General features: G+C 51.5%; 25 protein-coding genes. 10 read left to right on the top strand and 15 right to left on the bottom strand.

Annotated features, from left to right (window positions below; genetic code table 11):
* Positions 1-186: 186 nt before the first annotated feature.
* The 3 genes from dnaK to C7B82_RS10440 form a co-directional block, all read right to left on the bottom strand.
* Positions 187-2,100, bottom strand: a complete 1,914-nt coding sequence (dnaK, locus tag C7B82_RS10450) for a molecular chaperone DnaK (protein WP_106256237.1) — start codon at positions 2,098-2,100, stop codon at positions 187-189.
* A gap of 289 nt (positions 2,101-2,389) precedes the next feature.
* Positions 2,390-2,944: an Hsp20/alpha crystallin family protein gene (locus C7B82_RS10445; protein ID WP_106256236.1), complete on the bottom strand. Its 555-nt coding sequence runs from the start codon at positions 2,942-2,944 to the stop codon at positions 2,390-2,392.
* A 395-nt stretch (positions 2,945-3,339) separates the two neighbouring features.
* Positions 3,340-4,926, bottom strand: a complete 1,587-nt coding sequence (locus C7B82_RS10440; RefSeq protein WP_181357441.1) for a tetratricopeptide repeat protein — start codon at positions 4,924-4,926, stop codon at positions 3,340-3,342.
* A gap of 402 nt (positions 4,927-5,328) precedes the next feature.
* Between C7B82_RS10440 and C7B82_RS10435 the strand changes: the two genes are divergently transcribed.
* A complete protein-coding gene (locus C7B82_RS10435) occupies positions 5,329-5,712 on the top strand; it encodes a hypothetical protein (RefSeq protein ID WP_106256234.1) in 384 nt (127 codons plus the stop codon).
* Positions 5,713-5,732: 20 nt separating this feature from the next.
* Here C7B82_RS10435 and C7B82_RS10430 read toward each other — a convergent pair whose 3' ends face one another.
* Positions 5,733-7,586, bottom strand: a complete 1,854-nt coding sequence (locus C7B82_RS10430) for a mechanosensitive ion channel family protein (protein WP_106256233.1) — start codon at positions 7,584-7,586, stop codon at positions 5,733-5,735.
* Positions 7,587-7,886: 300 nt separating this feature from the next.
* On the opposite strand from C7B82_RS10430, the gene cax reads away from it, so the two are divergent.
* Positions 7,887-8,975 (top strand): calcium/proton exchanger, encoded by a 1,089-nt coding sequence (gene cax / locus C7B82_RS10425; protein ID WP_106256232.1) that lies wholly within the window; start codon positions 7,887-7,889, stop codon positions 8,973-8,975.
* A gap of 49 nt (positions 8,976-9,024) precedes the next feature.
* Here cax and C7B82_RS10420 read toward each other — a convergent pair whose 3' ends face one another.
* Entirely contained in the window at positions 9,025-9,690 is a 666-nt protein-coding gene (locus C7B82_RS10420; protein ID WP_146141128.1) for a hypothetical protein, read from the bottom strand.
* A gap of 617 nt (positions 9,691-10,307) precedes the next feature.
* Between C7B82_RS10420 and secD the strand changes: the two genes are divergently transcribed.
* The 3 genes from secD to C7B82_RS10405 all read left to right on the top strand — a co-directional run bounded on the left by secD (position 10,308) and on the right by C7B82_RS10405 (position 13,177).
* A complete protein-coding gene (secD, locus tag C7B82_RS10415) occupies positions 10,308-11,732 on the top strand; it encodes a protein translocase subunit SecD (RefSeq protein WP_106256230.1) in 1,425 nt (474 codons plus the stop codon).
* The gene (gene secF / locus C7B82_RS10410) at positions 11,729-12,733 is read left to right on the top strand and encodes a protein translocase subunit SecF (protein ID WP_106256229.1); all 1,005 of its coding nucleotides are present in this window, start codon (positions 11,729-11,731) and stop codon (positions 12,731-12,733) included. The genes secD and secF overlap by 4 nt, the downstream gene beginning before the upstream one ends.
* Positions 12,734-12,796: 63 nt before the next feature.
* Entirely contained in the window at positions 12,797-13,177 is a 381-nt protein-coding gene (locus C7B82_RS10405) for a hypothetical protein (protein WP_245939819.1), read from the top strand.
* 375 nt (positions 13,178-13,552) lie between these two features.
* Here C7B82_RS10405 and C7B82_RS10400 read toward each other — a convergent pair whose 3' ends face one another.
* The 5 genes from C7B82_RS10400 to C7B82_RS10380 form a co-directional block, all read right to left on the bottom strand.
* The gene (locus tag C7B82_RS10400; RefSeq protein ID WP_106256228.1) at positions 13,553-14,164 is read right to left on the bottom strand and encodes a hypothetical protein; all 612 of its coding nucleotides are present in this window, start codon (positions 14,162-14,164) and stop codon (positions 13,553-13,555) included.
* A gap of 332 nt (positions 14,165-14,496) precedes the next feature.
* Positions 14,497-14,880, bottom strand: a complete 384-nt coding sequence (locus tag C7B82_RS10395; RefSeq protein WP_106256227.1) for a DUF423 domain-containing protein — start codon at positions 14,878-14,880, stop codon at positions 14,497-14,499.
* 103 nt (positions 14,881-14,983) lie between these two features.
* Positions 14,984-15,697: a ribosomal protein L7/L12 gene (locus C7B82_RS10390; RefSeq protein ID WP_146141127.1), complete on the bottom strand. Its 714-nt coding sequence runs from the start codon at positions 15,695-15,697 to the stop codon at positions 14,984-14,986.
* A gap of 115 nt (positions 15,698-15,812) precedes the next feature.
* Complete coding sequence (gene bchM / locus C7B82_RS10385; RefSeq protein ID WP_106256225.1) at positions 15,813-16,505, bottom strand: magnesium protoporphyrin IX methyltransferase; 693 nt, start codon at positions 16,503-16,505, stop codon at positions 15,813-15,815.
* Between the two features lie 209 nt (positions 16,506-16,714).
* Complete coding sequence (locus C7B82_RS10380; protein ID WP_219904229.1) at positions 16,715-17,941, bottom strand: N-acetylglucosamine-6-phosphate deacetylase; 1,227 nt, start codon at positions 17,939-17,941, stop codon at positions 16,715-16,717.
* Between C7B82_RS10380 and C7B82_RS34225 the strand changes: the two genes are divergently transcribed.
* The gene (locus tag C7B82_RS34225; protein ID WP_281258953.1) at positions 17,940-18,068 is read left to right on the top strand and encodes a hypothetical protein; all 129 of its coding nucleotides are present in this window, start codon (positions 17,940-17,942) and stop codon (positions 18,066-18,068) included. The genes C7B82_RS10380 and C7B82_RS34225 overlap by 2 nt on opposite strands.
* A 416-nt stretch (positions 18,069-18,484) precedes the next feature.
* Here C7B82_RS34225 and C7B82_RS10375 read toward each other — a convergent pair whose 3' ends face one another.
* The 3 genes from C7B82_RS10375 to C7B82_RS10365 all read right to left on the bottom strand — a co-directional run bounded on the left by C7B82_RS10375 (position 18,485) and on the right by C7B82_RS10365 (position 21,079).
* Positions 18,485-19,657 (bottom strand): LL-diaminopimelate aminotransferase, encoded by a 1,173-nt coding sequence (locus C7B82_RS10375; protein WP_106256223.1) that lies wholly within the window; start codon positions 19,655-19,657, stop codon positions 18,485-18,487.
* 164 nt (positions 19,658-19,821) lie between these two features.
* Positions 19,822-20,148: a thioredoxin family protein gene (locus C7B82_RS10370; RefSeq protein ID WP_106256222.1), complete on the bottom strand. Its 327-nt coding sequence runs from the start codon at positions 20,146-20,148 to the stop codon at positions 19,822-19,824.
* Positions 20,149-20,281: 133 nt separating this feature from the next.
* Positions 20,282-21,079 carry a PspA/IM30 family protein gene (locus C7B82_RS10365; protein ID WP_106256221.1) on the bottom strand — a complete coding sequence of 266 codons (798 nt, stop codon included), beginning with the start codon at positions 21,077-21,079 and terminating at the stop codon, positions 20,282-20,284.
* A 20-nt stretch (positions 21,080-21,099) separates the two neighbouring features.
* Between C7B82_RS10365 and C7B82_RS32190 the strand changes: the two genes are divergently transcribed.
* Entirely contained in the window at positions 21,100-21,243 is a 144-nt protein-coding gene (locus tag C7B82_RS32190) for a hypothetical protein (RefSeq protein WP_181357438.1), read from the top strand.
* A gap of 129 nt (positions 21,244-21,372) precedes the next feature.
* A complete protein-coding gene (locus C7B82_RS10360) occupies positions 21,373-21,960 on the top strand; it encodes a Uma2 family endonuclease (protein WP_106256220.1) in 588 nt (195 codons plus the stop codon).
* Positions 21,961-21,981: 21 nt separating this feature from the next.
* Here the strand turns inward: C7B82_RS10360 and C7B82_RS10355 are convergent, their stop codons facing one another.
* A complete protein-coding gene (locus tag C7B82_RS10355) occupies positions 21,982-22,392 on the bottom strand; it encodes a hypothetical protein (RefSeq protein ID WP_106256219.1) in 411 nt (136 codons plus the stop codon).
* Positions 22,393-22,851: 459 nt separating this feature from the next.
* On the opposite strand from C7B82_RS10355, the gene cbiD reads away from it, so the two are divergent.
* Positions 22,852-23,973, top strand: coding sequence for a cobalt-precorrin-5B (C(1))-methyltransferase CbiD (gene cbiD, locus C7B82_RS10350; RefSeq protein ID WP_106256218.1), 1,122 nt, complete (start codon positions 22,852-22,854; stop codon positions 23,971-23,973).
* A gap of 143 nt (positions 23,974-24,116) precedes the next feature.
* Positions 24,117-25,730, top strand: coding sequence for a glutamine-hydrolyzing GMP synthase (gene guaA, locus C7B82_RS10345; protein ID WP_106256217.1), 1,614 nt, complete (start codon positions 24,117-24,119; stop codon positions 25,728-25,730).
* Between the two features lie 235 nt (positions 25,731-25,965).
* On the opposite strand, the gene C7B82_RS10340 is transcribed toward guaA, so the two are convergent.
* Positions 25,966-26,610, bottom strand: a complete 645-nt coding sequence (locus C7B82_RS10340; RefSeq protein ID WP_106256216.1) for a DUF3318 domain-containing protein — start codon at positions 26,608-26,610, stop codon at positions 25,966-25,968.
* Between the last annotated feature and the right edge of the window lie 29 nt (positions 26,611-26,639).

The raw sequence follows: 26,639 nt of genomic DNA, 5'->3' as shown, positions 1-26,639 counted from the left end.
ATCGGCTTCTTCCACCTTAAACACCGATCCAAGGATTCCGGGTTACTGATTCCCGTACAACAACGCTAAACACATGCAAAGAAAGCGGCAGGCTGGTTCTCACGAAAAAAGGCTGATCGAGCAGCTTATACTGTCGCGATCAGCCCAGATGTTAAGGAGCGGTCAACTTAGCTACGTTCGCTAAGTCTATTTGGATTCAGTAAAGTCAGCGTCGATTACGTCATCGTCTGCTCCACCAGAGGGTGGTGTAGGACCACCCATGTCAGGACCACCTGGAGGGGGAGCACCTGCTTCAGCACCCGCTTGCTGATAGAGGTTGCTGCTGATGCTGTAGAGCGACTGTTGTAGCTCGCCAGTCAGCGTTTTGATCTGGTCGAAGTCTTCTTTGGCGATCGCCTCACGCAGATCCTTAATCAGACCTTCGACTTTGGTCTTGTCAGCCGCTGGTACTTTGTCGCCCAGTTCGTTGATTTGCTTCTCAGCTTGATAGGTCAACGAATCTGCCTGGTTTTTCAGGTCGATCTTTTCACGCCGCTCTTTGTCAGTCGCTGCATTTTGCTCGGCTTCGCGCACCATGCGTTCCACGTCGTCCTTCGGCAGGGTGGAAGCACCCGTAATACTGATCGACTGTTCTTTACCAGTGCCTTTGTCCTTCGCCATGACATTGAGGATACCGTTAGCATCGATGTCAAAGGTGACTTCGATCTGCGGTACGCCACGAGGTGCAGGAGGAATACCGTCTAAGCGGAAGGTGCCCAGGCTCTTGTTGTCATTCGACATTTCGCGCTCGCCCTGGAGGATGTGGATTTCCACATTGCTCTGACCATCCACAGCGGTCGAGAAGACTTCCGACTTTTTGGTGGGGATGGTGGTGTTGCGTGGGATGATTTTGGTCATCACGCCGCCCAGGGTTTCGACACCGAGGGACAGCGGGGTGACATCCAACAGCAAGATGTCTTTAACTTCACCAGCCAGCACACCAGCCTGCACAGCAGCACCAACGGCAACCACTTCATCTGGGTTCACAGTCTGGTTCGGGTCTTTGCCTAGAATCCGCTTCACCAGATCTTGCACAGCAGGAATCCGGGTAGAACCACCCACCAGTACAACTTCCTCGATGCTACTCTTGTCAAGTTTAGAGTCGCGCAGAGCCGCTTCAACGGGAATACGGCAGCGATCGATCAGGTCGGCGCAGAGCTCTTCAAACTTTTGGCGAGTCAGGGTTGTATCCAGGTGCTTGGGACCATCCTGAGTCGCGGTGATGAAGGGCAAGTTGATTTCTGCCTGGGTCACGCTGGACAGTTCAATCTTGGCTTTTTCAGCCGCTTCAGTGAGACGTTGCAGCGCTTGCTTGTCTTTGCGCAAGTCGATGCCTTCTGCCTTGCGGAACTCTTCTGCTAGATAATCCACAATCTTCTTGTCGAAGTCGTCGCCGCCTAAGTGGGTATCACCTGAAGTAGACAGCACTTCAAATACCCCATCACCCACTTCCAGGATGGAGACGTCAAACGTACCGCCACCCAAGTCAAAGACGATGATCGTTTCGTTGCTCTTTTTATCCAGACCGTAAGCCAGAGAGGCCGCAGTCGGCTCGTTGATGATCCGCAACACTTCGACACCCGCAATCTTACCGGCATCCTTGGTTGCCTGACGCTGGGAGTCATTGAAGTAAGCAGGAACGGTGATCACTGCTTGAGTGACCGTTTCGCCCAGGTATTTGCTGGCATCTTCGACCAGCTTCCGTAGGACCTGCGCCGAGATTTCTTCCGGTGCGTACTGCTTGCTAGCAGCGGGGCAGTCCAATTTCACGTTGTTGTTAACGTTCAAGACTTTGTAGGACACTTCGGTGGCTTCGTTGGTCACCTCATCAAAGCGCCGCCCAATGAATCGCTTCACCGAGTAGAACGTGTTTTCGGGGTTCATCACCGCTTGACGCTTGGCGATTTGCCCGACGAGGCGATCGCCATTCTTAGCGAATGCGACCACAGAGGGAGTGGTACGGAATCCTTCGGCGTTGGCAATGACAGTGGGCTTACCACCCTCCATCACTGCGACGCACGAGTTGGTTGTACCTAAGTCAATTCCAACAACTTTTGCCATGAGTGCTTCGGCTCCATCAAAATATACAAAAAATTACAGGGGGGTGGCGTTAGCCAGTCAGCCAGAGCAGATAAGGGCGATCGGTTAGAGTCGAATGGGTCAGCAAGGGTACTGCCGATACCACTGAATTACGCACAATGCGCCTTCCTACTCCTCTATACTGATCGCGATTGATGCTCTAATGAAGGCGTATTTACCGAACCTACGGTTGGACGGTTGTGGAGAGGAAAGGCTAAAGGCTAAAGGCTAAATTGCTTTTCATACTTCATCCTTTAGCCTTCATCCTTTCCTACGCTGCTTTCTCTGCCCACAGGTCATCCGTTTGAGGCGCGGCATGTACGGCTTCAGTTGCAGCAGGAGCGGCATTGCTGCTGGCTTCTAGCTGAGGTTCAGCGGTTGCGCCTGTCAGGTTGACTTTCACTACTTTGGGTCGATCGCTCACCATTTTGGGTAAGGTCAGGGTAAGGATGCCATCGGTGAAGTCGGCTTTGACCTGATCGTTTTGGATGGCGACAGGCAAGGGAATCACGCGACGGAAGCTGCCGTAGCGGAACTCAGACCGGACAAATTTGCCGTCTTCGTGCTTGGTTTCAGCGCGATATTCACCAGCCAGGGAAACGCCTTCGCGGGTTACTTGAATGTCTAGATCTTTGGCATCAATGCCGGGGAGTTCCGCGCGAAGGACAAAATTAGACTCAGTGGCTTTGAGTTCGATCGCGGGTGTCCAGGTTTTTGCCACAGGGGAAGTAGCACGACTGACCGGGGTGAAATCAGCAAACAATTGATCAAGCTGACGGCTTAAGGTTTCGACTTCTTGCCAGGGTTGCCAACGAATGAGTGACATAGGGAAATGACCTCCTGAAAGTGATGAATGATTAGAGCTCGATCGCTGTATTGAACGAGGTGAGAATCTGTAGGTTTTCAGCATTAAGAAGTTTGAGAGAGGAGAGAAAAATCCAGGCAATACTGTTAGGAAAGTGGCGTCTTAATCGTTGAGCTTTACTGGTAGTGCCAATGAATCTAATGTAAGTGAGTGAGGGGTTTACAGCATTGGGGCAAACCGTAAGCGGACAGTTGTAGTTACCGATTGAAGAACGATCGCTAAATGATTTGTCTCATTCGGTAAACCGTCATGAGGATTGGGTTCTCCGAAAACTTGCTCTTTGAAACGTACGTTGATGTGGATGGTGTTCAGCGATCGGTGTAAGATTGACCGCTGACTGTTGCCTCAAACAGAACTTATGGTCTAAAAAGCTTTAATGCCTGCGAAACCAGATCGAGCACGCCTTGCCAATCATCTGGTTCGGTTTGACGGAACAGCCGCATGGTGGGATACCAGGGCGTGTCTTCTCGGTGCAGCATCCAGCGCCAGTCGGGTAGGAAATTGAGCAACACCCAGACTGGTTTGCCGAGGGCACCGGCTAAGTGGGCGATCGAGGTATCGACGGTAATCACCAGATCTAGTTGGGCGATCGCAGCTGCGGTGTCTGCCAAGTCACCTAGTTGAGGGCTCAAATCCTGTACCTGTACGTCCCAGCCAAGTTCTGCAAGGTTTGCCTGAGCAATGCCTTTCTGCAGACTGTAGTAAGCAACATCAGGCAGTTGCAGCAAGGGTTGGAAGTGAATCAGCGGGCAGGAGCGGCTCTGATTTTTCTTATACAGATGTCCGCCAGACCAGACAATGCCCACTTTGAGCGGTGGCTGATGGCTCTGTTCCAACCCAGTGAGAATCGCAAGCTGCACGTTACTCTCTGCTGGTGGTGTTAGATAGGGTATCTGAGCTGGGACAGTTTCTAGTGTCGTGCCCAAAATACCCGGTAGACTCATGAGCGGCGCGTACACGTCAAAGTTGGGAACGGGATAGCCCAATGGCACTTGCTGCGTAAGCTCCGGCACGGTAGACAGCAGACGCATCAAGGGCTGGTGACAGGTCAGCACGATGCGTCCACCTCGCTGTGCCACGATCGCGGCATACCGAATGAACTGAATCGTGTCGCCCAAACCTTGCTCTGCATGAAGCAAAAGGGTGCGTCCCGTCAGGTCAGAGCCATCCCAGAGCGGCTGTCGAAATGGACAAGGGGGAAATTCGCGGGTTCTTAAACGCCACTCATACTCTGGAAACCCGTGATGATAATTGCCTTCTGTAAGCAAGATCAGCGATCGATTATAGTGAGCATTCGCATCCTGTGGGTCAAGCGCTAACGCCTGCTCGAAGCACGTCATGGCTTCTTTGAAATTGCCGTAGTGTTGTAGTGCCGTCCCCAAGCTATTGAGCGCTTCGGGGTAATTTGGTCGCAGTGCCAGTGCGCGACGATGATAGGCGATCGCGGTGGTGGCTTTGCCTTGCTGCTGCAGAATGGTACCGATCGTATTCAGTGCAGCCGCATCGTTGGGTTGTACGGATACGGCTTGCAGATAGTAACTCAAGGCTTCGTCAAGCTTGCCTTGTTCGACCAAAATGACGCCCAGGTTATGGTATGCCTGCACGTTTTCTGGTTGAAAAGTAATGATTTGGCTATAGGAAGCGATCGCCTCTTCAATCAGTTGTTTACCTTGCTTCCACAGGGCAACACTCAAATTTTCCCGCGCGCCCACATAGCCCGGACGGAGTGCCAATGCCTGCCGATACAGAGCGATACCTTCATCCAGCCTGCCGTTTTGGCACGCAATGACGCCCAGCAAGTTCAGCGCATCGACTTGCTGTGGTTGCTGCTGCAAGATTTGACGATAGAGTTGCTCTGCCTGGGATAACCGCCCTGCTTGATGGTGGGCAGTCGCAGCAGCCAGCGTTTGTGGGATGTTGATCTGAGTGGGGTAAGTTTCCACGGGCAAATGGGGGTGGGTGGGGGAGGAAAGGATGAAGGATGAAGGCTGAAAAGTTTTGAGTTTTGAGTTGGAAAAGATTTGAGTTGGAGCAAAGGGGCAGGGAGAAATTTTTGAGTTTTGAGCTTTGAAGCTAAAGTCTACTCTCACTTCCGATCTCTGCCTTTACCAAGCTAGTTACCGAACCCCTCCAGCATGCCCAGAAGCAAACGCATTCTACACAGGCTTTGTTTGGTTGTGCTGACTGCTTTTCCTGAGCCTCTGGTTTCCAAAGGTTTAATCTTTCGTTAAGATACTTAGCAAGCAACAGGTGGGCTGTCATTGTTTCAACGGCTACTGAGACGTCTGGTTCACGGAGTTGCTGACTGATAGCGTTGCTGTCCCTGCTGCCAAGTTGGAGTCGGTATGTTTGAAATTTTTCCTTTCGATATCCATCTGAGTGCAGTCGCGATCGCCGGTACAGGTTTGTGGTCATTGGCGCTCTATCTGGGGTTTGCAACCGCTAGTGATTGGGTGACGCATCAACTCAACCGCTGGTTTAATTTCGCTGAGCGATCGCTGTATACCTCGATCGAAGAGTTTGAACGCACTCGCAAAGGCAGGGAAGCTCAGAATGCCTTTTATGCCTCTATTTTTAGCATTGTGCCATTCCTCCTTGTGGGCGCACTCTGCAACTACACCGTCGAACTGACTCTAGGGCGCAGTTGGGCCATCAGCGTTGGTATGCTTGCCTGCATCGGCTGTGGCATCTACGAATTGGGACGACGTGATGGTCAGGGGTCGGAGTAGGGGCGTAAGGTCTTGCGCCCCTACTCCGACTCGTCTTTTGCCTGAGCTTGCTTTGGATCTTTTCCCTTGATGTCATGCTCGCGTTCATTGGCATCGGGAAGATGAGGTGCCTCTGATGAGTTACGAAACCAGAGCGATTGCTGTGGTAGTCCGATCGCGATGCCTTCTTCATCAAGGGCGCGTTTGAGGCGACGTCGAAATTCGCGCGCCACGTTCCATTGCTGTAGTGGCAGGGTTTTAATCCATACGCGTAGGGTAATGCCATCGTTGCTAATTTCATCCACACCCAAAACGTCGGGTGGTTCAGGGATTTTGTTTTTCCAGGCCGGATCGCTGGTCATTGCTTCACCCACTTCCTTCACTACGGTGATGGCACGATCGACATTCGCGTCGTAGGCGATCGTGATGCCCAAGTCAACGCGCGACCAGTCCTTCGAGAGGTTTTCAACCACTGTGATTGAACTGTTAGGAATGGTAATCAAGCGTCCTTCAGAATTACGGAGTTGAGTAATGCGGAGATTCAGGGATTCCACCAGCCCTGATGCTTTGCCAATCTGGATGACATCGCCAACCGCGTACTGGTCTTCCCAAAGAATCAGTAAACCATTGATGATATCCTTGATCAGGTTTTGGGACGCAAAGGAAATGGCTAAGCCCAAGATGCCTGCACCAGCAAGTACGGGACCCAGTTCAACGCCCACGATCGACAGCGCACTGAGAATGCCCGTACTGATCCAGACTGTGCCAACGACGTTCCGTAGTACCCGTGAGAAGGTGTTAACGCGCTGCGCTACCCGTTGAGAGGTATCGGGCGAAAGGAGTTCGTTAGTGGTTAACGCGCTAAAAAAGCGATCGATGAGCACGTCACTCACGCGAATGAGGAGATAGGTGATGAGTATCACACCCAAGATCTTCAGCGGCCCCGATAGCACCAGCGACTGTACCCAACGGGTATAGGGAAAGAGACCCAAAATGACAAAGATGCTGCCTACCCAAAGACTTAGCTGGAGCACCTGGATCAGCCGCCGCTGGATATCATTGAGGTTGCGGTGCCGCCGCTGGTCAATTTGCTCTTGTATGGCTGACATGGCTGCAGTGCTGCTAGGTTCAACCTCTGGTGAGACCTCGATCGCCGCCGCCTGAGCGTGCAGTCGCTGTCGTTGCAACGTTAGCCAACGCTGTAATAACGCCAAAATGCCACTCATAATGACCATGCCCAGTGCAATCTGCCCAGCCAATGAACCTTGTTTCAGTAAGGACTGTGGCTGACGCTCTTGTCTGGCAGTGGCTAAGGCATCCTTCGTGATCTGAACCAGTTCAGTTGCCCGTTGCTCCAGATCTTGTCCCTGAAGTTGGGCATCCAACGTGGTCACTGTCATCAGATATTGGCTGCCCACAGAAATGACGGGTAAGCGACTTTGCTCATCGACCACCGACTTCACGTCTAACCCTTTGGAACCGGCATTACTATCAACGATGCGACTAAGTGTCTCCTCAATCTTTTCAACCCGCTCTTTGATCGGGGGTGTGCCAGTTGCTTGAGTTCCTGGTTGGTTGCTGACGCTAGGAGCCGCGATCGTAAACAGCTTTCGTCCATCAAGCTCCACATCAGCGGTTGCCACTGCTGATGCGTTGGTGGCAGTACTGGAGGGGCTAGGTGCAACAGCCACTTTGGGCACCTGGAGATTAAACGGCAAAGCGCTTTGCCCCAGACTAATTGATCCCGTCATGATGACCAGCATGGCTGTAAGTAGCCCCAGCCAAAGGCTGGCAAAGCGCCAGCAGAACTTGAAGACTGGAAGCGCTAGTAGCCCTTTGCAGCATGCTTTGTCTTGTGTCTGGTTTTCTGTTGCCTGGTTCATGTAGACCGTCATACAGGTATCTCAATGCCTAGTCCAAAACACCAAACCGCTACGTGACTATCCTGATTGGGAACGATGATCCACGTAACTACCTTAGTCCGCTCTGACGCTGAACCATCTAACCCAGGGATGATTGACTAATGGCACCTTTGCTTGTGGACATTTTCTGGTTTTCAGGTCAAAGTCAGAGCTAGCCTCTATCATAGACAAGGCTTTTTTCAGTCTAATTAGGCTAAAAGACCCGTCATGCTGCTGCCCTACTGTTAGTTCGCGTTACAAGTTCCTTCACCGATCATTTCTCCTACTGGCGCTATGTCAATTAAGAACCTTGTTTCTCTAGGCTTGCTTGTCTTTATTCCCATCTCCGTTGCGGCAGAGTACTTGCATTGGGATGCGTTGGTGGTGTTTGTCACGTCTGCGATCGCCATTATTCCACTTGCTATCTGGCTCAGTACCGCAACCGAGGAGGTGGCTGTCGCAACGGGGCCATCGATCGGCGGTTTGCTCAACGCGGTTTTTGGCAACGCAACTGAACTAATCATTGCGCTCTCGGCGTTGAGAGCAGGCTTAGTGGACATTGTGAAAGCCAGCATTACGGGCACCATCATCAGCAACTTGCTTTTGGTGATGGGGCTATCTATGTTTCTGGGTGGCTTGCGCTACAAGGAGCAGGAGTTTCAGCCGATCGTGGCACGGGTCAGCGGTTCCACCATGACGCTGGCCGTCACCGCGATCGTGCTTCCTGCAATGGTCATTTCAACCTCAAATGTCGTCGATCCAGTTGCCATTAGCCGCCTTTCGATTACAGTCGCGATCGTGCTGATTGTGGTCTATGCACTGACTCTGCTGTTTTCTCTCAAAACTCACAGCTACCTCTACGATGTCGGCGTGGTGGAGCTTGAAGAGGGTGCAACTGAGGCCGCACACGTTGAACACAAGACCAACCTGCCTCTTTGGATTGGAGTACTCCTTATAGCGACGATCGCCGTTGCCTTTGAATCTGAAATTTTCGTCGGTGCTGTCGAAGAAGCGACCAAAGGGTTAGGCTTAACGCCACTTTTTACGGGCGTCATTCTGCTGCCGTTGGTGGGAGGAGCCGCAGAATACGTCACGGCTGTGCGCGTTGCCATCAAAAATAATATGGATTTGTCCGTTTCGGTGGCGATGGGGTCAAGCTTACTAGTCGCACTATTGGTCGCGCCAGTGTTGGTCTTAATTGGACAGGCGATCGGGCAGCCGATGGACTTGAGCTTCAACCTGTTTGAAGTGGTTGCAGTCACCATAGCGGTGGCGATCGCCAACTTAATCAGCCTTGACGGACGCTCCAACTGGCTAGAAGGTGTGCTGCTGTTAGCTACGTATACTGTTCTAGGAGCCGCGTTTTACTTCCATCCAGCGTAGGGGAAGGGTAGGGATGAGGCAAGCGGTCCTGACTCACGATTTCCGACTCCTATCGCTTCTGCTTCACCTTTCTCATCGCCCAGAGGCCTAAGAGACTTGCTACGATTGTGCCTCCAACTTCAGACGGCTCAGGGACAGCCGCAATACCCGTGCTAGGTGGTGACGGTTCAGGTAAAACAGGCATATTGCTATAGGTAACCGTCCCAACCTTGTCCCCACTATTGAAGTTATCGGTACCGCCGACGAAAAATGAATCGTTGAAAACGCGAAAGCTAAGCGCATTTTGAGGTGGCTGAAACTTAGAGGGTACGACGAAAAAATCCAGCCCAACCAATTCCCCATCGGTGAAAAGAAAGGCTGGATAATCCGTTATGAAGGACTGATTACCGTAATTCAGATCGTCTTTTTCGGTGTAATTGTTGTTCAAAAAGTTGAATTTAAGCGTCAAATTTCCGTTCAAAGGAGCGACATATTCGTTGCCGATTCCCGTCAAGACAGCATCGTCATAAGTAAGATAACCTTGCTCAACGGTCCCTTGACTCAAGCCCTGCGTTTTGTAGTCATCACTATTAATTTGTACCGTAAAGCTATACGTTACGTTAAAGGCTTGAGCAGGCTGGCTCACTGCCATGAAGCTAAGAGTTGTGAAGCCAGCGATCGCTGCCCAAATTGGCTTGAAAATGACGTTGAGGGCGGTTCTCTGCGTGGCAGGCAACGCTGAACTGATATTTATGTACTGATGTTTTGACATAATCACAATGATTTTTGGCAGCAGAAACAATCGCTTCTGTCAGCCCGGTTTGTTTTCAAGCTTGCGATCATGCGCATCGATACACGCGAAAGAGTGCACGTTTAACGCCTTAATGGATGTTGCATTGGGCAGCTCAATCAAGATTGAAAGCAGAAGATGGCTAGCTTTAGAAATGCTTAAGCACGCTTTGGGCTGTAAAGATGCCGATTGGGTAAGATGCTATAGCTCAGGGCTTGAAGCCTCAACAATTGGCTTAAAGCAATGTTAGTTACGTTTGTAACCTAACTAATCCATAATCGAGTTGCCTAGTGCAATTATGGAGACTTCACTAAACAAGCACTAGTTAACAGCAAGCAATTGTTTAGCGATCAGTTGAATTAAGTGGATCTACAGGCTTTTTGCTAGCCTCCGCCAACGCGTCTGAGCTGATTGCGTTGTGAAGTCTTTATAAAGGGGCAAACTTTGGGGAACTTAGCATTTGACTGGTTGTGAGCAGCACTCCTTCGTCAAATTCATCCCTTAAAACTCAAGATGCGCATACTTTAAAGCGCTATCATAGCGTTTGTTACAGGGGTCACAGTATGGGAAGACAGCGATCGCTCTTAGGCTTAATTTTAGTGCTGCTCATTGCTGCCGCTGTGGTCATTGTCAAGGTGCCAGCGCGGCTTGGCTTAGACCTGCAAGGCGGTTCACAGCTTACGATTCAGGTTAAGACGACTGAAGAGATTAAAGAAATTACAGAGCGGGAACTCGAAGCCGTTCGTAAGGTAATCGAAGGACGGGTCAATGGCCTGGGCGTGTCGGAACCGTTGGTGCAAACGGTTGGCAAAAATCAGATTTTGGTACAGCTACCAGGCGTGAACGATCCGCAGCAGGCAGAACGTGTCCTGGGTGGTACGGCTCAGCTAGACTTCCGCAAGCAAAAGCCAGGTACAGAAGCGCAGCTACAAATTGAAAAGCAAAATTTGCGCGAGAAGACGGAGCGACAGGCGCAATTGAGAAAGGCACCCGATCAAACTGCGATCGCAAATAACCAGACGCAACTGAAAGCAACGAACGACGCGATCGCTAGCCTTTTTGAGAAAACAGAGTTGACGGGCAAAAACCTGAAAGATGCCTATCCAGAGCCTGCTGGTGCTAGCAAGAATTGGCACGTCGGGCTGAAGTTTGACCCACGCGGTGGTGAATTGTTTGCTGAGTTGACCAAGAGCATTGCTGGGACGGGGCGCACGCTGGGCATTTTTCTAGATGGAGCACCTATTAGTGCTGACTTTGCCTACACGGTCGATGTGCAATATGCTCAGACGGGCATTGCTGGCGGTGGCGCTGTCATTGAAGGCAACTTTACAGCCGAGCGTGCGACTGATATTGCGGTGCAGCTTCGGGGTGGTGCGTTGCCGGTGCCTGTGGAGGTCGTTGAAAACCGCACAGTGGGCGCGACGTTGGGACGAGACAGCATCCAGAGCAGTATTTATGCAGGGCTTGGCGGGTTGTTTTTAGTCCTTGTTTTCATGGTGGTGTACTACCGACTACCGGGACTGGTCGCCGATATTGCGCTGCTGATTTATGCCGTGCTTACTTATGCAGCATTCAATCTGTTGGGCGTGACGTTGACTCTTCCTGGTATCGCTGGCTTTATTCTCAGTATCGGGATGGCTGTAGACGCCAATGTGCTGATTTTTGAACGCACACGCGAAGAGCTACGCGCTGGCAAGACACTCTATCGCTCGATCGAAGCGGGTTTCTACCGGGCATTCCCAAGCATTTTGGATGGTCACGTGACAACATTGATTTCGTGTGGGGCGCTGTTCTGGTTGGGTGCAGGGTTGGTCAAAGGGTTTGCGCTCACTCTGGCATTAGGGGTTTTGTTAAGTCTCTTTACCTCTCTGACCTGTACCCGTACCCTATTGTTCTATGTGCAGAGTATTCAAGGGTTTCGCAAGCTGGAGTTTTACTGCCCTAAACTGCCATCTGCAAATCAATCTCAAGCGGAGGCAACCCCATGAAACTGCAAGTCATTCGGCAGCGCAAACTTTGGTGGACGCTTTCGTCACTTTTTATTCTGGTTGGCATCATCTCGATGCTGCTCTCCTGGCAGCAGTTTGGTTCACCCCTTCGCCCCAGCCTGGACTTTATTGGCGGTACGCGTCTGCAAATTGAGCTCGATTGCTCAAAACCCAATGCTTGTGATAAGCCGATCGACATTGGTGATGTACGTGATGTCATGACGTCAGAAGGGCTTGGTGACAGCAGTATTCAACTTTTGGGTCAGGAACAACGAGCACTCTCGATTCGCACTGCCCCGTTGAGTCCTGAGGCGCGTGTGAAGCTGTTGGACGCTTTAGGTCACAAAATTGGGACGTTTGACCCAACGAAAAACCAGATCGATACGGTGGGTCCGGTGATTGGTCAGCAGCTCTTTGCGTCTGGCATGTTGGCGCTGCTTGTTTCGTTTGCACTGATCACGGTCTACTTGAGCTTTCGGTTTCAGTTAGACTATGCGCTTTTTGCCATCCTCGCGCTCTTCCATGATGTGTTGATCACGGTTGGCATTTTTGCCCTACTGGGATTGGTGATTGGCACTGAAGTGGATAGTTTGTTCATCGTGGCACTGCTGACGATCGTGGGCTTTTCGGTTAATGACACGGTCGTCATTTATGACCGTATTCGTGAGACAAAGGCAGCACAACCGGATCGCCCGATTGATGACATTGTGGATTTAGCCGTTAACCAAACGCTGACGCGATCGATCAATACAACGGTAACGGTCTTGCTGACGCTGTTTGCCATTTTTCTCTTTGGTGGCGAAACGCTGAAAAACTTTGCTCTGGCGCTGATTATCGGCTTCACAATGGGTGCTTACTCCAGCATTTTTATTGCCAGCACCCTCCTGGCGCTTTGGCGTGAGCGCAGCGAAACCTTTGTGCCAGCTGTGCCAGCGATCGTTGATGGTGACGGGGGCGATCGTCCCTCTGACGATATCGCTTCTCGCTCAGATGAGGCCTGATTGAGTGTCAGCGCTATGCATCAGCATGATAAGGACGCATCAGTTGAAGCTGCTATGCAGCCTATGGATAGGCGCTTTCAGCAAGAAGTAGAGCGCCTCTATCGACTAACAGTTTATGGTCGTTGGTGCGTCGTGTGCGTTTTATGGCTAACGGTTGGCGCGCTGAGCTTGTGGGGTTTGCGCTATCCCATTTCACTCTTGTTGGATTACTTTACGTGGCCAGCAGTGCGCTATGGGTTGGCGTTTAACCGGTTACCGGCGATCGGGCTGGCAACTTGCGTTGGTTTCACAGTGGCAGTGTTGCTTTGGCAAAGCCATAACGAACTCTTTGGCCTCTCGCAGGGCGATCGGCAACGACTGGAGCAACAGGTGCAACGGATTCGTCTTCAAGGGGTGAGTCATCCCCTGTGGAAATTTGTCTGTCATCATCAGTCGGTCTCTTAGCGCACTCCCGTACCGCCATTGGGTTGGGCCTTTAGGAATGGCTAGAGGAAAGAATGAAACTTACGCCTGAGTCCTACGGTTGTAATAGTGGGCAAGGTGTCATCATCTGGTACGATTCAACGCCCGATGCCTTCTGGCTGCGTCAGCCCTACAAATCTGTAGCCACATAAAAATGCAGAGTCAGGGGAAAAGTCCTTCACCGACTCTGCATTTTGTTCAGTCATTGATGACAGCAATTTTAAGTTGCGTCAGCCGCATCGTTGCTTAGGGGCTTGGCATTGCCAAGCCCCTACGTAATTCTTCCCAGCAGAAGACCGCTTTCTTCGCTCAGTGACTGTGCTTCAGTAAACTTCTGCCAGACAAGAGTAACAAGCTTTACCAAAGCGCCCGTACACTACCGCTGCCGTTGGTTGGTTTTTGCTGTGTGGTGCTCGTACCATCGGTTGATGAGCCCGAGTTGGTGCCAGACTGAGGGCTCGGTGAAGACTGCGTGGTGCCTCGTCGAGGGGTCGTCTGGTCTTGTTGCATGGTTGAACCATTATTCTGGTTTTGCTGCTCAACCTGCTGACTCGAGTCACCACCCGTGGTTGCACCTGGCTGGTTTGCACCTGGTTTGCTATTGCTGCCACTGGGTGAGCTATTGGGACTACCCTGGTTCACTTGGCCTTGCCCTTCGACACGGTTAACGGAACCGGGTCTGGACGTTGGGTCGGCGTTATCGCCACCAGTACCAGCAGGCTGTCCTGTCGAATTGTCCTGCGACGTGGAGCCGCTACCAGGCACTCGATTCAAATTCTCGCCACCATTAGTAGTACCAGCATCCCGACCACCCGGATTCGTTGGCTTAACCGTTGAAGGCACGGTTGGACTGGTGTTATTCGGAGACTGCTGTGAGAGGCCAGGAAGGCTAATCAAAACGCTCAAGCTGGCAACGCCCACAAAGCCTGCCGCTCTCACAAATTGAGCCCTAAAGTTGTTTCTATCCATTGGTATCTCCTTATCTAGTCTCTGACGAGACAAAACTATTCGGCAATGTTCAAGCAGCGAGAAACTTACCCACGCACCTAAGCCTTGAAGCGATTCTGTTGTTAGTTCACAGTTGGAATGGCTGCAAGTAGCTATTAGGAGCATCGATTAAGGGCTGTTCTTTCTAGCTAAAGGTTAGAAGCGTTGCTGCAATGATTTCTCTGCCTATAGGGAGAAGTCGCCCGTCTACCCATTGGGTGAAAGTGCCCGCTTAAACGTGAGTGCGTTGCAAGTGCGCCCTTTGCCCTAGCTTTGCTTGAGGCGATCGCAAATTTGAGGTGATTCTAGGGCAACTACTTCACTTGCCATGCGGCGATCGCCAAGCAGCCCCAGCCAATCAAAAAAGCCACACCACCCAAGGGCGTAATTGCACCTAGCCACTTGATCCCTGTAAGACTAAGCGCATATAGACTGCCAGAGAAAATTGCAATCCCAGCAATAAAGGCGTAGCCAGCGACGGCCAAGGTTGATGGCGCGCTTTCGACTCGACTCAGCAATATTGCGACCAGAAACAGCGCCAGCGCATGATACATCTGATAGCGGGCAGCCGTTTCAAAGATTTCTAGTGCCCGTTCTGTTAAACGCTCTTTCAATGCATGAGAAGCAAACGCTCCGGCTGCGACGGCTAAACCTGCAAGGATGGCGGCAACAGTTAGAAAGACACGAGTTAACAGCATTTAACACCTCGGCGATTAGCTACCAATTGAGAGAAATCGGGTTTCTCAACGAAGAAGCGTTCTCATCTTTGTTGAATATCAGAAACCCGATTTCTTGCCTTCCTTAATTTTCGATCACCATGACCGTAGCGCCGATCGTTTCCAATTGCTTTTTGCACTGCTGCGCGATCGATTCATTCACACCCACCATCAGCGGGGTCGGTACTGCTTCTAACAGTTCTTTGGCATCCTTGAGTCCTAATCCAGTGAATTCCCGCACAAGCTTGATGGCAGCAATTCTATGCACACCCGGTACTGCTTCTAGAATGACATCAAAGTGGCCTTGGGAAGCGATCGGCTGACCGACTACAAGCCGCTGTTTTTGTGGCAAACGCGCTCTTGGGTGAGCCTTGCTACCACTGCCAGGAAGACTCACCCCTTCAAGATTGAAGCGGTAGAACATATTGCCTTCGTCATCCACATCAAAGTTAGCGTCAAATTCGCGCGCGCGTTCATCCAGGTATGCCTTTGCCAGTTCGCCTGCTAGTCCTGTCTCCATTGCAAAGCCCAACGCCGTAATGCGTCCGTTGCCCTGCTTCAGTAGGTTAAAAAAAGAAGCTTGGAGGCGATCGTGCTCTTCCCGTCGGCTTCTACGCCGTCCTCCAAAAATCATCCATCCACCCAACGCGCTGGGTGGTATGCCAAAAAAGCAGAGTGCAGCAACAGCACCGTCTCTATCTGTTGACCTGGGATTTACTATATCGGTCACCGCCCAAAGGGCGATCGGTACCCCAATACCCAACAACATACCTGCCATTATTTTCGTGATGAGCTTCATATAACCCAAGACCAGACCCAATGATGCCGCGATCTTAGCTTTTGGAAAGGGTAAAGGCTAAAAGATGAAGGATAAAAAATTTAGCCTTTAGCCTTCATCCTTTAGCCTTTCTCCATCAGCCTTTCTCCCGCGTCACTTCCAACAAACGCGAAAAGTAGAAGCTCGTTTTGGTCATGGCGTTGCGTTGTACCTTCCAGCCCTGGCTTTCCAGAATCTTGACGACTTCGGCTTCGCGGTGCAAATACGCACGTGTCGCTTTGCTGGGACCGGGAAAGAAATCGCCAATCTTTTTCAGCAGGCTGTAAGCAAGCGTTTTGGGCGCAAAGCTAAGAATGAGCCGTGATTCTGCCAGCGAACTGAGATGGGTAATCATTGCCGCCGCTTTGTCTTGAGGATAGTGGATCAACACATCCAGGCAGATAACGGTGTGATAGCGACCGCCTAACGTTTCCAAGTCTTGTACACCAAAGGTTGGATTGTTGGCTTGTCCTAGCGTTGCTTCTGCACGCTCCTTCGCTTCGCCCACCATCTTTTCGGAAATATCGCTGGCAAAGACGGTTGCGCCTGCTTCGGCGAGAGGAATGCTGAGCGTACCCACCCCACACCCCGCATCACAAATAGATAGTTGCGCCAGATTGCCATCGGCATGCAGCCAACCCAGCACGGTATCGACCGTCTGCTGATGCCCCGTGCGAATGTCGAGCTGCACTTTGTTGACTTCGCCATCACCATAAATTCTGCGCCAGCGATCGAACCCAGTGGCATTGAAATATTCGCGAACAACGGTCTTATCGTCAACAGCAGCCATAGATTCGACTTACGTAATTTTTCTCAACAGCTTTATCCTATTACTGTGTGTCGCGGAAACCAAGGGGGCGATGGGGATTGGGGGGTGAGAGGTGAGGGATGAAGGGATAAGGTAGTGTCTTGCTCTGAACTCAAAACTCAAAATATTTCCTACCCTTCGGGAAGCCAAAGCTACGGAAACGCTTCGCGAACAAAACTCAAAACTACCGTTCACAGCCTTTGCCAGGTAAGTTCGCCATCTGACTCGTGCCAGCGAAGGAGATTGGCAGGCTGCCCGATGTAGCCTGTAGGCAAGCCGATCGCGCGTCGTGGTGCAATGGTAGCAAGGGCGATCGCTTGTTCTACATCACAAAGACCCCAGTTCACGAGGTTTTGCGCTCCCACTAACAGCGGCAAGGTGGTTCCCGACAAGGTGCCATCGGGTAAACGAGCGGTGCCATTTTTGACTGCAATCTGGCGGGTGTCCCAGGGATAGGTGCCATCGGGCAATCCCAATGGCGAGAGGGCATCACTGACGAGGAAAACGCCGCGATCGTACTCACTCGATCGCAACAGAATCTCCATCATGATCGGCGAAACGTGCTGACCATCGGCAATCAGTCCGCAGTAAACGTTGGGATGAACGATCGCAGCACCTAATAAGCCCGGTTCGCGGTGATGTAGTGGCGGCATGGCGTTGAAGGCGTGTGTCACCATCGTTGCACCCTGGTCAAAGGCCTGCTGTGCCTGAGCAGCGGTTGCTTGTGAATGTCCCAGGCTGACGGTGATGCCAAGCGATCGCAAATAAGGAATCACCGTTCCTGTTGTATCTAGTTCAGGCGCTAAGGTCATCACTTTGACGACGCTGGCATAGTCACCCAGAATGCGTTTGATGGTATCGATCGTCAGTGGCAGCAGGTATGCGGCAGGATGTGCGCCTCGTTTGACGGGATTGAGGCAGGGGCCTTCAAGGTGGACGCCGAGGATTTGGGAGGAGTTTTGAGTTTTGAGTAGCGCTAGCTCCGAAGGAGCCACTTTGTGTTTCTTGTATGCCGAAGGCTTTACGCGCCGACAAGCTAGAGAGGTTTGAGTGAAGGTGTTGCTGATGGTGGTGAGCGATCGCTGGATGTTTTCGATGGAAGTGGTGACGATCGTGGGTAGGAAGCCATCAACGCCTTGCTGCCAGAGAAATTGACCGATCGCATCAAGCTTGTTGCTGTTGTCTGCCTTTAAGTCAGGAAAGGCTAATCCAAGTGCGCCGTTAATTTGCAAATCAATGCCGCCGAGTGAAAGCCAATCGCCTGCGATATCGCTCTGTTCAACGTCAAGCGATGGCGGGGAGATGGCTGCATTCATGGGCGCGATCGCTTGAATCGTGTGCTGTGCGATCGCAATTCGCTGTAGCCCATCACAACCAGGCAAACGGGCATTAATCAGTTCCAGTACTGGGTGAACCATGAATGAAATTACTGACGGCTTCATTCCCGCTAGTTTAACCACACTTGCGCTCTGCACAGCAATGGCTTCAACCGCAACCGCTGATCCAACGGCTTACAATATTACAATGAGCCGCGCAGACGGATGATGGCAGCCCAAAATCACCGTCTTTCCTCCATCCTTTCCCAAATGGCGCTACTCTTAGCCAGGCTAGAGATAAACCGGAAACAGAGGACAGTAAACCCATTAGCAAGCAAAAAAAAGGGGACAATTCTGTCCCCTTTGCCTCTCATGATAGGTCGAGAAAACTCTTCTACAGAGCCATTCCTACCACCAGGTAACGTTACCCGGTTCTAATTTCTCAGTAGGTTTACTGGCAGCTGTCTGAATTACTTTCTTCACTACAGTGTAAGCCCTGACGACCTCTACTCAGTAAAGTCACGGTGTAATCTGATCAAGATTAGATGAAGACTCGGCCGAGAGACCGACTCCCTACCTGAGCCAGCGACACTGCACTCAACCGAGATGCTGCAGCCCAGTCATTCAGTGAGAACGCAAAAATTCTCAGTGAGAACGCAGAAACTCAGCGATTCTTGCTACAGCCGTCTGCAAGATTGCGGGTTCGTGAACGAGGGCAAACCGGACATAGCCTTCACCCGATTTACCAAAGCCAGCACCAGGCGAAACAGCGACACCCGTCGCTTCCGCTAACTGAGTGCAGAATTCGACGGAGCGCCTTGTCCAGGGTTCTGGCAGTTTTGCCCAAACGTACATCGTGGCAGAGGGTAAAGGCACCTGCCAGCCAATTTCATGTAGTGCTGCAACAAACACATCACGGCGTTGACGAAAGATCGCTACGCCCGCGCTAACGCCTGTCTGGTCTCCTGCTAGGGCCGCGATCGCACCATTCAAAATGCCTTGATATTGGTTGAAGTCAACCGCAGCCTTGACCTGGCGTAAAGCACGGATCAAGTCCGCGTTGCCGATCGCGTACCCAACACGAAAACCACCCATGTTGTAAGACTTGGACATGGTGAAAAACTCGATCGAAACCGTCTTGCCTGGATCAGCTTGCAGTACAGACGGTGGCTGCAAGCCATCAAACACAAAATCCGGGTACGGAAAATCGTGCACTAGCACCAGATTGTGTTGCTGGCAGAAGGTAACGGCTTCCTGGAAGAACGCTAAGGACGCGATCGCGGTGGTGGGATTGTGAGGATAGCTCAACACCATCAGGCGCGACTGCGCCAGCACCTGAGCTGGAATGGCCTCAAAGACAGGCAGAAAAGCATGCTCAGCTTGCAACGGCATCAAGTAAATTTGCCCACTTGCTAGATAAACGCCCCCGGCATGAGACGGATAGCCAGGGTCTTGCAGCAGGGCAAAGTCACCTGGGTTAAGGATTGCCAGTGGCAAATGAGCCGTGCCTTCCTGGGAACCAATCAGCGGGAGAACTTCTGTTTCGGGGTCAACGGCAACCCCAAATTTTTGGGTGTACCAGGTTGCGGCGGCTTGCCGAAATGTCTGCGTGCCATGAAACAGCAGGTAGCCGTGGGTGCTGGAATCAGGTAAGGATTGGGCGATCGCCTCCAGCACATGTGGCTGAGCGGGTAAGTCAGACGACCCCAACGAAAGGTCAATGATGGCCTTTCCCGCTGCCCTGGCTCTGGCTTTTGCCTGATCCATATCAGCAAAAACGTTGGACTGAAGCGGTTTTAGACGGTTGGCGAATTGCATGGCAGTAAGGCATGAGCCGTCAGCAATGAGCGATCGGCTGGACGTGAAAATACAAGGTTAGGAATCTCAGTTTACCGCTTTGGGCTCACCTCATACTGCTGGAGATAGCACAATCGGCTGCCATCGCAAAACCATACATCCTTGAACCTCTAATGAGTCGCGCCCTATGCCAAATGAGGATTCAAAAAGCTCTCCAGTTTTTGCTTGCTGATTGCCCCTTCCGTTGATTCCAGCACTTCTCCAGCCTTGAATAACCGAAAGGCTGGTACACCTTCGACTCTATAGGTCGCTACAGCAGTGGGATTCGGATCAACTTCCATCTTGACGATCTTCAGGCGATCGTTATACGTTGCCGCCAGCCCACTCACAACCGACGTCATGAGCCGACAAGGACCGCACCAGGCGGCCCAGAAGTAAACCAGCACGGGCTGAGCCGATTGCAGCACTTCTGCTTCAAATTCAGTATCCGAAATTGTGAGGACGCTACTCATACCCGTTTTACAACTATGTCAAAACCAACAAAGCCATTCTGACGTGCTTTGCGGTGCAAAGGCAAATGGGAAAAGAAAGTATAAAGTATAAAGGCTAAAAACAGCTTAGCCTTTATACTTTAGCCTTCTAGACTTACAGTTGATCGAGTTTGGTCTTGAGCGCTTCCAGTTCATCATCGACGGCAGGATCAGTGGCCGCTGTTGATGGAGCCTTGGCAGGTGCACCTTCTGTCGCTGTACCAGGAAGCTGAGCCTGATTTTGAGGCGTTGCTGAACCTAGAAGCTGAGCTTTCATCGCTGCCAGTTCATCATCTACACCGCTACCCGATTCCAGTAACGCAAACTGACTTTCCAGATCAGCTCCTGCCAATTCTGCGGCAGCCTGCGATCGTGCTTCCATTTGCAGCACTTTGTCTTCCATACGCTCAAACGCGCCCATGGCGCTGCCAGTGCCTAACCGGCCAACTGTGCTTTGCAGTTGCTCATTGGCTTTGGCGGCACTTGCCCGTGCCTTAAGCATGTCCTTCTTGGTCTTGGCTTCCGAAATTTTGCCTTCCAGAGCAATCAGATTGCGCTTCAACGTGTCAACCATCGTGACTTGCTGATCAAGCTGGGTTTTGAGTGAAGCCGCTGTTTCCGCATTGGTTTTCTTGCGCACCAAGGCCTCGCGCGCTAAGTTCTCGTCCCCTTTTTGGAGCGCCAGCTGTGCTCGTTGCTGCCAGTTGTTTGCCTCGGTTTGAGCCTGATTATGTTGCTGCTGAGAACGCTTCTGGCTGGCGATCGCGCTGGCAACAGCCTGACGCAACTGCACCAGGTCTTCCTGCATGTCAATCACGGTTTGCTCAAGAATTTTTTCGGGGTCTTCTGCCTTGCTGACAACATCGTTCAGATTGGCTCTCACTACCCGGCTAACACGGTCAAATAATCCCATAACGTTCTTTCCTTTCAGCGGTGTACGAGGTTAGCAGTGCAGGTCGAGACGTTTACCTGCCGATCGCTCAGTCGAATATGACTATTTTAGGCAATGACAACTCCGATCGCGTCGGCGGTCAGGCACTCCAATACGAACTATCAATAGCCTCGCTTCCAGTGTAGAAACTCTCAGCCCCGATCGCATCGATCTCCAACGGATTATTTAACAGATGCGATCGTCATTGAGCCTGGAAGACTAGCATAGCAGTGAAGCACTCCGAGCCATTAGAGCCACCCCTTGGAGCCACCACGATGGTACAAACACCCGCAAAGTCCCTGACGCTAGAGACTTTTCTGCAGCTGCCAGAAACCAATCCAGCCAGTGAATATGTCAATGGTCAAATTATTCAAAAGCCCATGCCACAAGGTAAATATAGCGGCATTCAAGGTGAATCAGTGAATGCGATCAATGCTGTAGTCAGACCCCAAAAAGTGGCGCGTGCGTTCCCAGAACTGCGCTGTACGTTTGGCGGGCGATCGACTGTACCCGATGTGACCGTCTTCGTTTGGCAACGCATTCCGCGTGATGCCGATGGCACAGTGGCTAATGTTTTCGAGCTTGCTCCCGATTGGACGATTTTCTTTCAGAAACGCTACGCGAACGAAATTCTCTCCCCTGAGCAAAGCCAAACCAAAATTACGCGCAACATTCTGCACTGCCTGAAGCACGGCACTCAGCTAGGCTGGCTTATTGACCCCCAGGAACAATTCATCCTGGTCTATACACCACCGAATCAAGTCGCTTTGTTCGACGAACCAGACGACATTTTACCCATTCCAGCTTTTGCAGTCGGATTGCAATTAACCGTCGGCACTCTGTTTGGCTGGCTACTAGAGTAAGCGATCGACGATCGTCTTACACTACCCATGTGTGAAGACGTCTAAAAATGATTCCAGATCGCTGCTAAACGTGTGAGTCCAGGCACCAGCGCTCATTTCCTGCTGTTGTGCCCATGCTGCTTCTAAAGCAAGTTGATCGTTCGCATGCATCGACTGAAAAGACAGGAACTTGCCCAACGTTGCAGCCCGCTGCATCCCGACAACGAGAGCCGCAATACCGTAGTCGTCAGTCGAGTCAACCCAGAGTAAATCAACAATGACACCCTCAAGCGCTTGTTCCAAAGCGGTTTCTAGCGCTAGCTGAAATTCCAGACTATTGGTTTGGTTGAGTGATTCGCTCGGTTGGAGGACAATAATAGAAGATCTTACCGCCGGTGCCAGTTGAAGCTTGGCGTGAGGCTGTTTTGGAGCGTCAGCATAAGCAAGTGTCATAGAAGGTACCATCCTATCGATCGTGGTCTTCATAGCCTTTCCAAACCGCCAAGTGTGGCAACGCAGGTGTCTGTACAAGCAGCAAAGAAAGATACCTACCCACTAGCTATACAATGACCGAACCCTTTGCTTCAAAGGCTGCGGCTGGTCACCGATTGCCTGTGTCTCTCATCAGTCAAACCGCTGTCAAACGTCACCTTGATTCAGTGTTTGTCGTCGCCTGTGAAAGTGATTTCTGTCACCAGGCTGAGCGCAAAGCCGAAAGTCACAAGCAAAAAAAGTAAAGCTCACCGCCGCTAACTAACTACTGATTACCTAGCAATGATTCCCGATGCCACCAGGCTTTTCTCTTTTATTAGTGTTCCCAAAGGGCAAGTTGACAGCGCCTTAAGGGTTGAAAGGCTAAAGAATTCAAAACTCAAAACTTAAAACTCTCCTTGCCCCCTGCTCCCTCCCCTCATGCCCCCTCCTCCCCCTCGTGCTGGTTACACACTACCTGTTTTCGCCTGTGCCGCCGCGATCGCTGCCCTACGCTGGTTACGACAACCGCAAGTGATCGCAACCGTTGAGGTGGACTTGCTTGAACCAGCAGAAACAGTGGCTATTCCGATCGAGCAAGTTGCGGGATTAAAACCGGGTGCGGCTTTGGCAATGACCCGCAGTGATCCGGGCGACAACCTTGATTTGACTCGCCACACGCCGCTTTGGGCAATGGTTGAGTGGGGCGATGCAAGCCAAACAGAGGCGATCGTGCTGCATGGGGGCGAAGGGCTGGGACGACAGGCAGATGGGCAAGCGGCGATTTATGCCTATGCGAAGCGCTTACTGAACGAGAACCTGAAACGGTTGTTGGAGCCAGATGAGACGATTCAGGTGACGCTGATTTTGCCCGAGGGACGGGCTCTTGCTAAACGCACGTCTAACGAAGCGTTTGGGGTGGTTGAAGGACTGTCACTGCTAGGCACCACAGGCATTTCACAACCATTGAGCGCGCCGGGGCAACTCGAAGCATTCCGTGAGGCTTTGAGGCAAAAGACATCCTGTTTTGACTGCCTGGTGTTTTGCATCGGCGAGAATGGGCTGGATCTGGTGCGGCAGTTGGGTGTGCAGCCATCTCGGTTGGTCAAAACAGCAAACTGGTTGGGTCCCATGCTGGTAGAAGCCGGACTGCAAGGGGTAAAGTCGGTGCTACTGTTTGGCTATCACGGCAAGCTCATAAAACTGGCAAGCGGTATTTTTCACACGCATCATCATGTGGCGGATGGCCGCCTAGAGACGCTTACAGCTCATTGCGCGATCGCAGGCTTACCAACCAGGGATTTGCAAGCCGTCTTTAGCTCTGCTACAGCAGAAGATGGTCTAAAGTACTTGAAACAGTTAGACGTCACGACAGGACAACATTGGATAGAGCAAGTGTATGGTGAGATCGCGCAAGCAATTGACGAGCGATCGCAGGCTTACATCCAAACGCATAGCGATCGAACCGTGCAAGTGGGCACTATTTTGTTCGATCGCGAGCGACAAATTTTGACGAAGAGTCAAACGGGTATCGTTTTACTGGAGCAAGTTTTGTTAATCTAGTTACAATACGCAAATTTACGCATCGCTGTTTGAGATTTACGCTTTGAAACTTACGCTTTGAAACTTACGCTTTGAAACTTACTGTCAGAGCAAACATTACAGCTACCCATATCCACCCTAGTAGCAACGCTTAGGATACCTCGGTGACTCTACAGACAGAACAACAGCTTCAGGTCGAATCCATCGATCAAAATCGACTTAACCGTCAGATGATCGTCATTCTAGATTTTGGCTCTCAGTACTCTGAGCTTATCGCCCGGCGGATTCGGGAGACGCAGGTTTACTCTGAAGTGCTTTCGTATCGAACCACCGTAGAGCAGCTGCGGCAGCTTAATCCGAAGGGCATCATTCTTTCAGGGGGACCCAGTTCGGTGTATGACACCGGAGCGCCTCATTGCGATCAAGCAATCTGGAACTTAGGTGTGCCGATTCTAGGTGTGTGCTACGGTATGCAGCTGATGGTGCAGCAACTAGGTGGCGGCGTAGAGCGTTCTGACCTGGCAGAGTATGGCAAAGCGTCTCTGCTGATCGATGATCCCACCGATTTGCTGACGAACGTAGAAGACGGCACCACCATGTGGATGAGTCACGGCGACTCAGTGACACACTTTCCAGATGGGTTTGAGCTACTGGCACATACGGCAAATACTCCCTGTGCCGCGATCGCGAACCACGATAGCAAGCTCTATGGGGTGCAGTTTCACCCAGAGGTGGTGCATTCCATCGGTGGATTGGCGCTCATTCGCAACTTTGTTTATCACATTTGCCACTGTGAGCCAACGTGGACGACCGATGCGTTTGTCGAAGAAGCCATTCGCGAAATTCGCGCCAGGGTAGGCGATAAGCGGGTGCTTTTAGCGCTCTCTGGCGGGGTCGATTCGTCCACACTGGCGTTTTTGCTGTATCGGGCGATCGGGGATCAGCTCACCTGCATGTTTATCGATCAGGGCTTTATGCGTAAGCTAGAGCCAGAGCGCCTAGTCAAATTATTTAGCGAGCAGTTTCATATTCCAGTTGCGTACGTTAATGCGCGTGAGCGATTTCTGGCACAGATTCAGGGCGTTACCGATCCTGAAGTAAAGCGGAAGCGTATTGGGCACGAATTCATTCGAGTGTTCGAGGAGGAGTCACGGCGACTAGGACCATTCGACTATCTCGCTCAGGGCACCCTTTATCCCGATGTAATCGAATCAGCTGACACCAACGTTGATCCCCAAACGGGTGAACGGGTTGCCGTCAAGATCAAAAGTCATCACAACGTCGGTGGTTTGCCGAAAGATCTACAGTTCAAACTCATTGAGCCATTGCGAAAGCTATTTAAGGATGAAGTTCGCAAAGTGGGTCGCTCGATCGGTCTGCCTGAAGAAATCGTGCTACGACAGCCGTTTCCAGGACCGGGGCTAGCCATCCGTATTTTGGGCGAAGTCACTGACGACCGCTTGGACATTTTGCGCGATGCCGACTTAATCGTTCGTCAAGAAATTAATCGAGCTGGGCTTTACAACGAACTTTGGCAAGCGTTTGCAGTCCTACTGCCGATCCGTAGTGTCGGTGTCATGGGCGACCAACGCACCTATGCTTACCCGATTGTGCTCCGCTTTGTTTCCAGCGAAGATGGCATGACCGCAGATTGGTCTCGCGTTTCGTACGATTTACTGGAAACAATTTCCAATCGAATCGTGAACGAAGTGCGGGGGATCAATCGCGTTGTTTACGATATTACTTCTAAGCCCCCTGGGACGATCGAGTGGGAATAGCGATCGCGTATAGGAACGTTCGCAAAGCGACGTCCTGTGGAAAACTAGCGAAAGTCTGTGGAAAACCCATGCAAAAGCAGCAATTTCTGTGGAAAACCTTGCGTTTTCAGAAATCTCATGCTCTTGCCAAAACGTACCAGAAGTAGGGAAATGAAAGGATGAGCGTGTGGGTCAAGAAAAAGCTCACACGCCGTTTTTTAGTCGGCTGCTGCCATTAACAGTCACAACAGCCAGCTTAATAGGCTTCACTCTCTGTACCCTTCATTTTCGCCTTTGCTTTCGCGGCACTTTTCTTTAGCGCATCCAGTCGAGCTTCATACTTTGACCGCAATCGCTTCTTCGGAGATTGTTCAATCAGCACCTTTAAAGCACTACCGAGACTTTTGTAAGCATTGGGAAGTGTATAACCAAAGCGAGCCGCGAGGGCGATCGCCTTGTCGTCTGCATCGATCACCTCTTGCAGCGTTTTCTCAGCGTTATTCTTCTGCCACAAGCGCCAGCCTGATACCCCGCATAGCCCTAGCGCCAGCAGCAGCAGTAGACCATCTTGCACCCAAAGTTCACCGACTGCCCCACCTAAGCCGATCGCCAATGCCGCCATTTCCCAGCCATCTTTGGGAATCGTATCGTTCTGGATACGGGCAACTTCGTGCCAGAAGAGGAGATTGCGCTGATCGGTCGCCAGTTGCTCCCACTTCACCATATCAATTTGAATCTCGACCTCATCTTTGCCAATTTCTTCGCAGGTGACCAGTGGTGGGTTTACTGCTGTTGTGCCCTCAACCGATACCCAGCTCTGAAGTTCCGGCGGCAGCAGGGTTCTCAGCCGCCGCAATTCACTCATTTCAGCTTTAGCAGAGGTGGTTGCGAATGATGTCATGGTTCCGCCCAGAAAATCCCAAATGGTAA

It is taken from the genome of Stenomitos frigidus ULC18 (assembly GCF_003003795.1).
Taxonomy (GTDB): domain Bacteria; phylum Cyanobacteriota; class Cyanobacteriia; order Leptolyngbyales; family Leptolyngbyaceae; genus Stenomitos; species Stenomitos frigidus_A.
The sequence above is the reverse complement of the archived record's forward strand: the minus strand, read 5'-3'. Positions and strand labels throughout refer to the sequence as shown.

Bases quoted from the DNA above. Each gene is read 5' to 3' on its own strand.
- dnaK (WP_106256237.1), bottom strand. From the start codon at position 2,100: ATGGCAAAAGTTGTTGGAATTGACTTAGGTACAACCAACTCGTGCGTC.
- C7B82_RS10445 (WP_106256236.1), bottom strand. From the start codon at position 2,944: ATGTCACTCATTCGTTGGCAACCCTGGCAAGAAGTCGAAACCTTAAGC.
- C7B82_RS10435 (WP_106256234.1), top strand. From the start codon at position 5,329: ATGTTTGAAATTTTTCCTTTCGATATCCATCTGAGTGCAGTCGCGATC.
- C7B82_RS10430 (WP_106256233.1), bottom strand. From the start codon at position 7,586: ATGACGGTCTACATGAACCAGGCAACAGAAAACCAGACACAAGACAAA.
- cax (WP_106256232.1), top strand. From the start codon at position 7,887: ATGTCAATTAAGAACCTTGTTTCTCTAGGCTTGCTTGTCTTTATTCCC.
- secD (WP_106256230.1), top strand. From the start codon at position 10,308: ATGGGAAGACAGCGATCGCTCTTAGGCTTAATTTTAGTGCTGCTCATT.
- secF (WP_106256229.1), top strand. From the start codon at position 11,729: ATGAAACTGCAAGTCATTCGGCAGCGCAAACTTTGGTGGACGCTTTCG.
- C7B82_RS10405 (WP_245939819.1), top strand. From the start codon at position 12,797: ATGGATAGGCGCTTTCAGCAAGAAGTAGAGCGCCTCTATCGACTAACA.
- C7B82_RS10400 (WP_106256228.1), bottom strand. From the start codon at position 14,164: ATGGATAGAAACAACTTTAGGGCTCAATTTGTGAGAGCGGCAGGCTTT.
- C7B82_RS10395 (WP_106256227.1), bottom strand. From the start codon at position 14,880: ATGCTGTTAACTCGTGTCTTTCTAACTGTTGCCGCCATCCTTGCAGGT.
- C7B82_RS10390 (WP_146141127.1), bottom strand. From the start codon at position 15,697: ATGAAGCTCATCACGAAAATAATGGCAGGTATGTTGTTGGGTATTGGG.
- bchM (WP_106256225.1), bottom strand. From the start codon at position 16,505: ATGGCTGCTGTTGACGATAAGACCGTTGTTCGCGAATATTTCAATGCC.
- C7B82_RS34225 (WP_281258953.1), top strand. From the start codon at position 17,940: ATGAATGAAATTACTGACGGCTTCATTCCCGCTAGTTTAACCACACTT.
- C7B82_RS10380 (WP_219904229.1), bottom strand. From the start codon at position 17,941: ATGGTTCACCCAGTACTGGAACTGATTAATGCCCGTTTGCCTGGTTGT.
- C7B82_RS10375 (WP_106256223.1), bottom strand. From the start codon at position 19,657: ATGCAATTCGCCAACCGTCTAAAACCGCTTCAGTCCAACGTTTTTGCT.
- C7B82_RS10370 (WP_106256222.1), bottom strand. From the start codon at position 20,148: ATGAGTAGCGTCCTCACAATTTCGGATACTGAATTTGAAGCAGAAGTG.
- C7B82_RS10365 (WP_106256221.1), bottom strand. From the start codon at position 21,079: ATGGGATTATTTGACCGTGTTAGCCGGGTAGTGAGAGCCAATCTGAAC.
- C7B82_RS10360 (WP_106256220.1), top strand. From the start codon at position 21,373: ATGGTACAAACACCCGCAAAGTCCCTGACGCTAGAGACTTTTCTGCAG.
- C7B82_RS10355 (WP_106256219.1), bottom strand. From the start codon at position 22,392: ATGACACTTGCTTATGCTGACGCTCCAAAACAGCCTCACGCCAAGCTT.
- cbiD (WP_106256218.1), top strand. From the start codon at position 22,852: ATGCCCCCTCCTCCCCCTCGTGCTGGTTACACACTACCTGTTTTCGCC.
- C7B82_RS10340 (WP_106256216.1), bottom strand. From the start codon at position 26,610: ATGACATCATTCGCAACCACCTCTGCTAAAGCTGAAATGAGTGAATTG.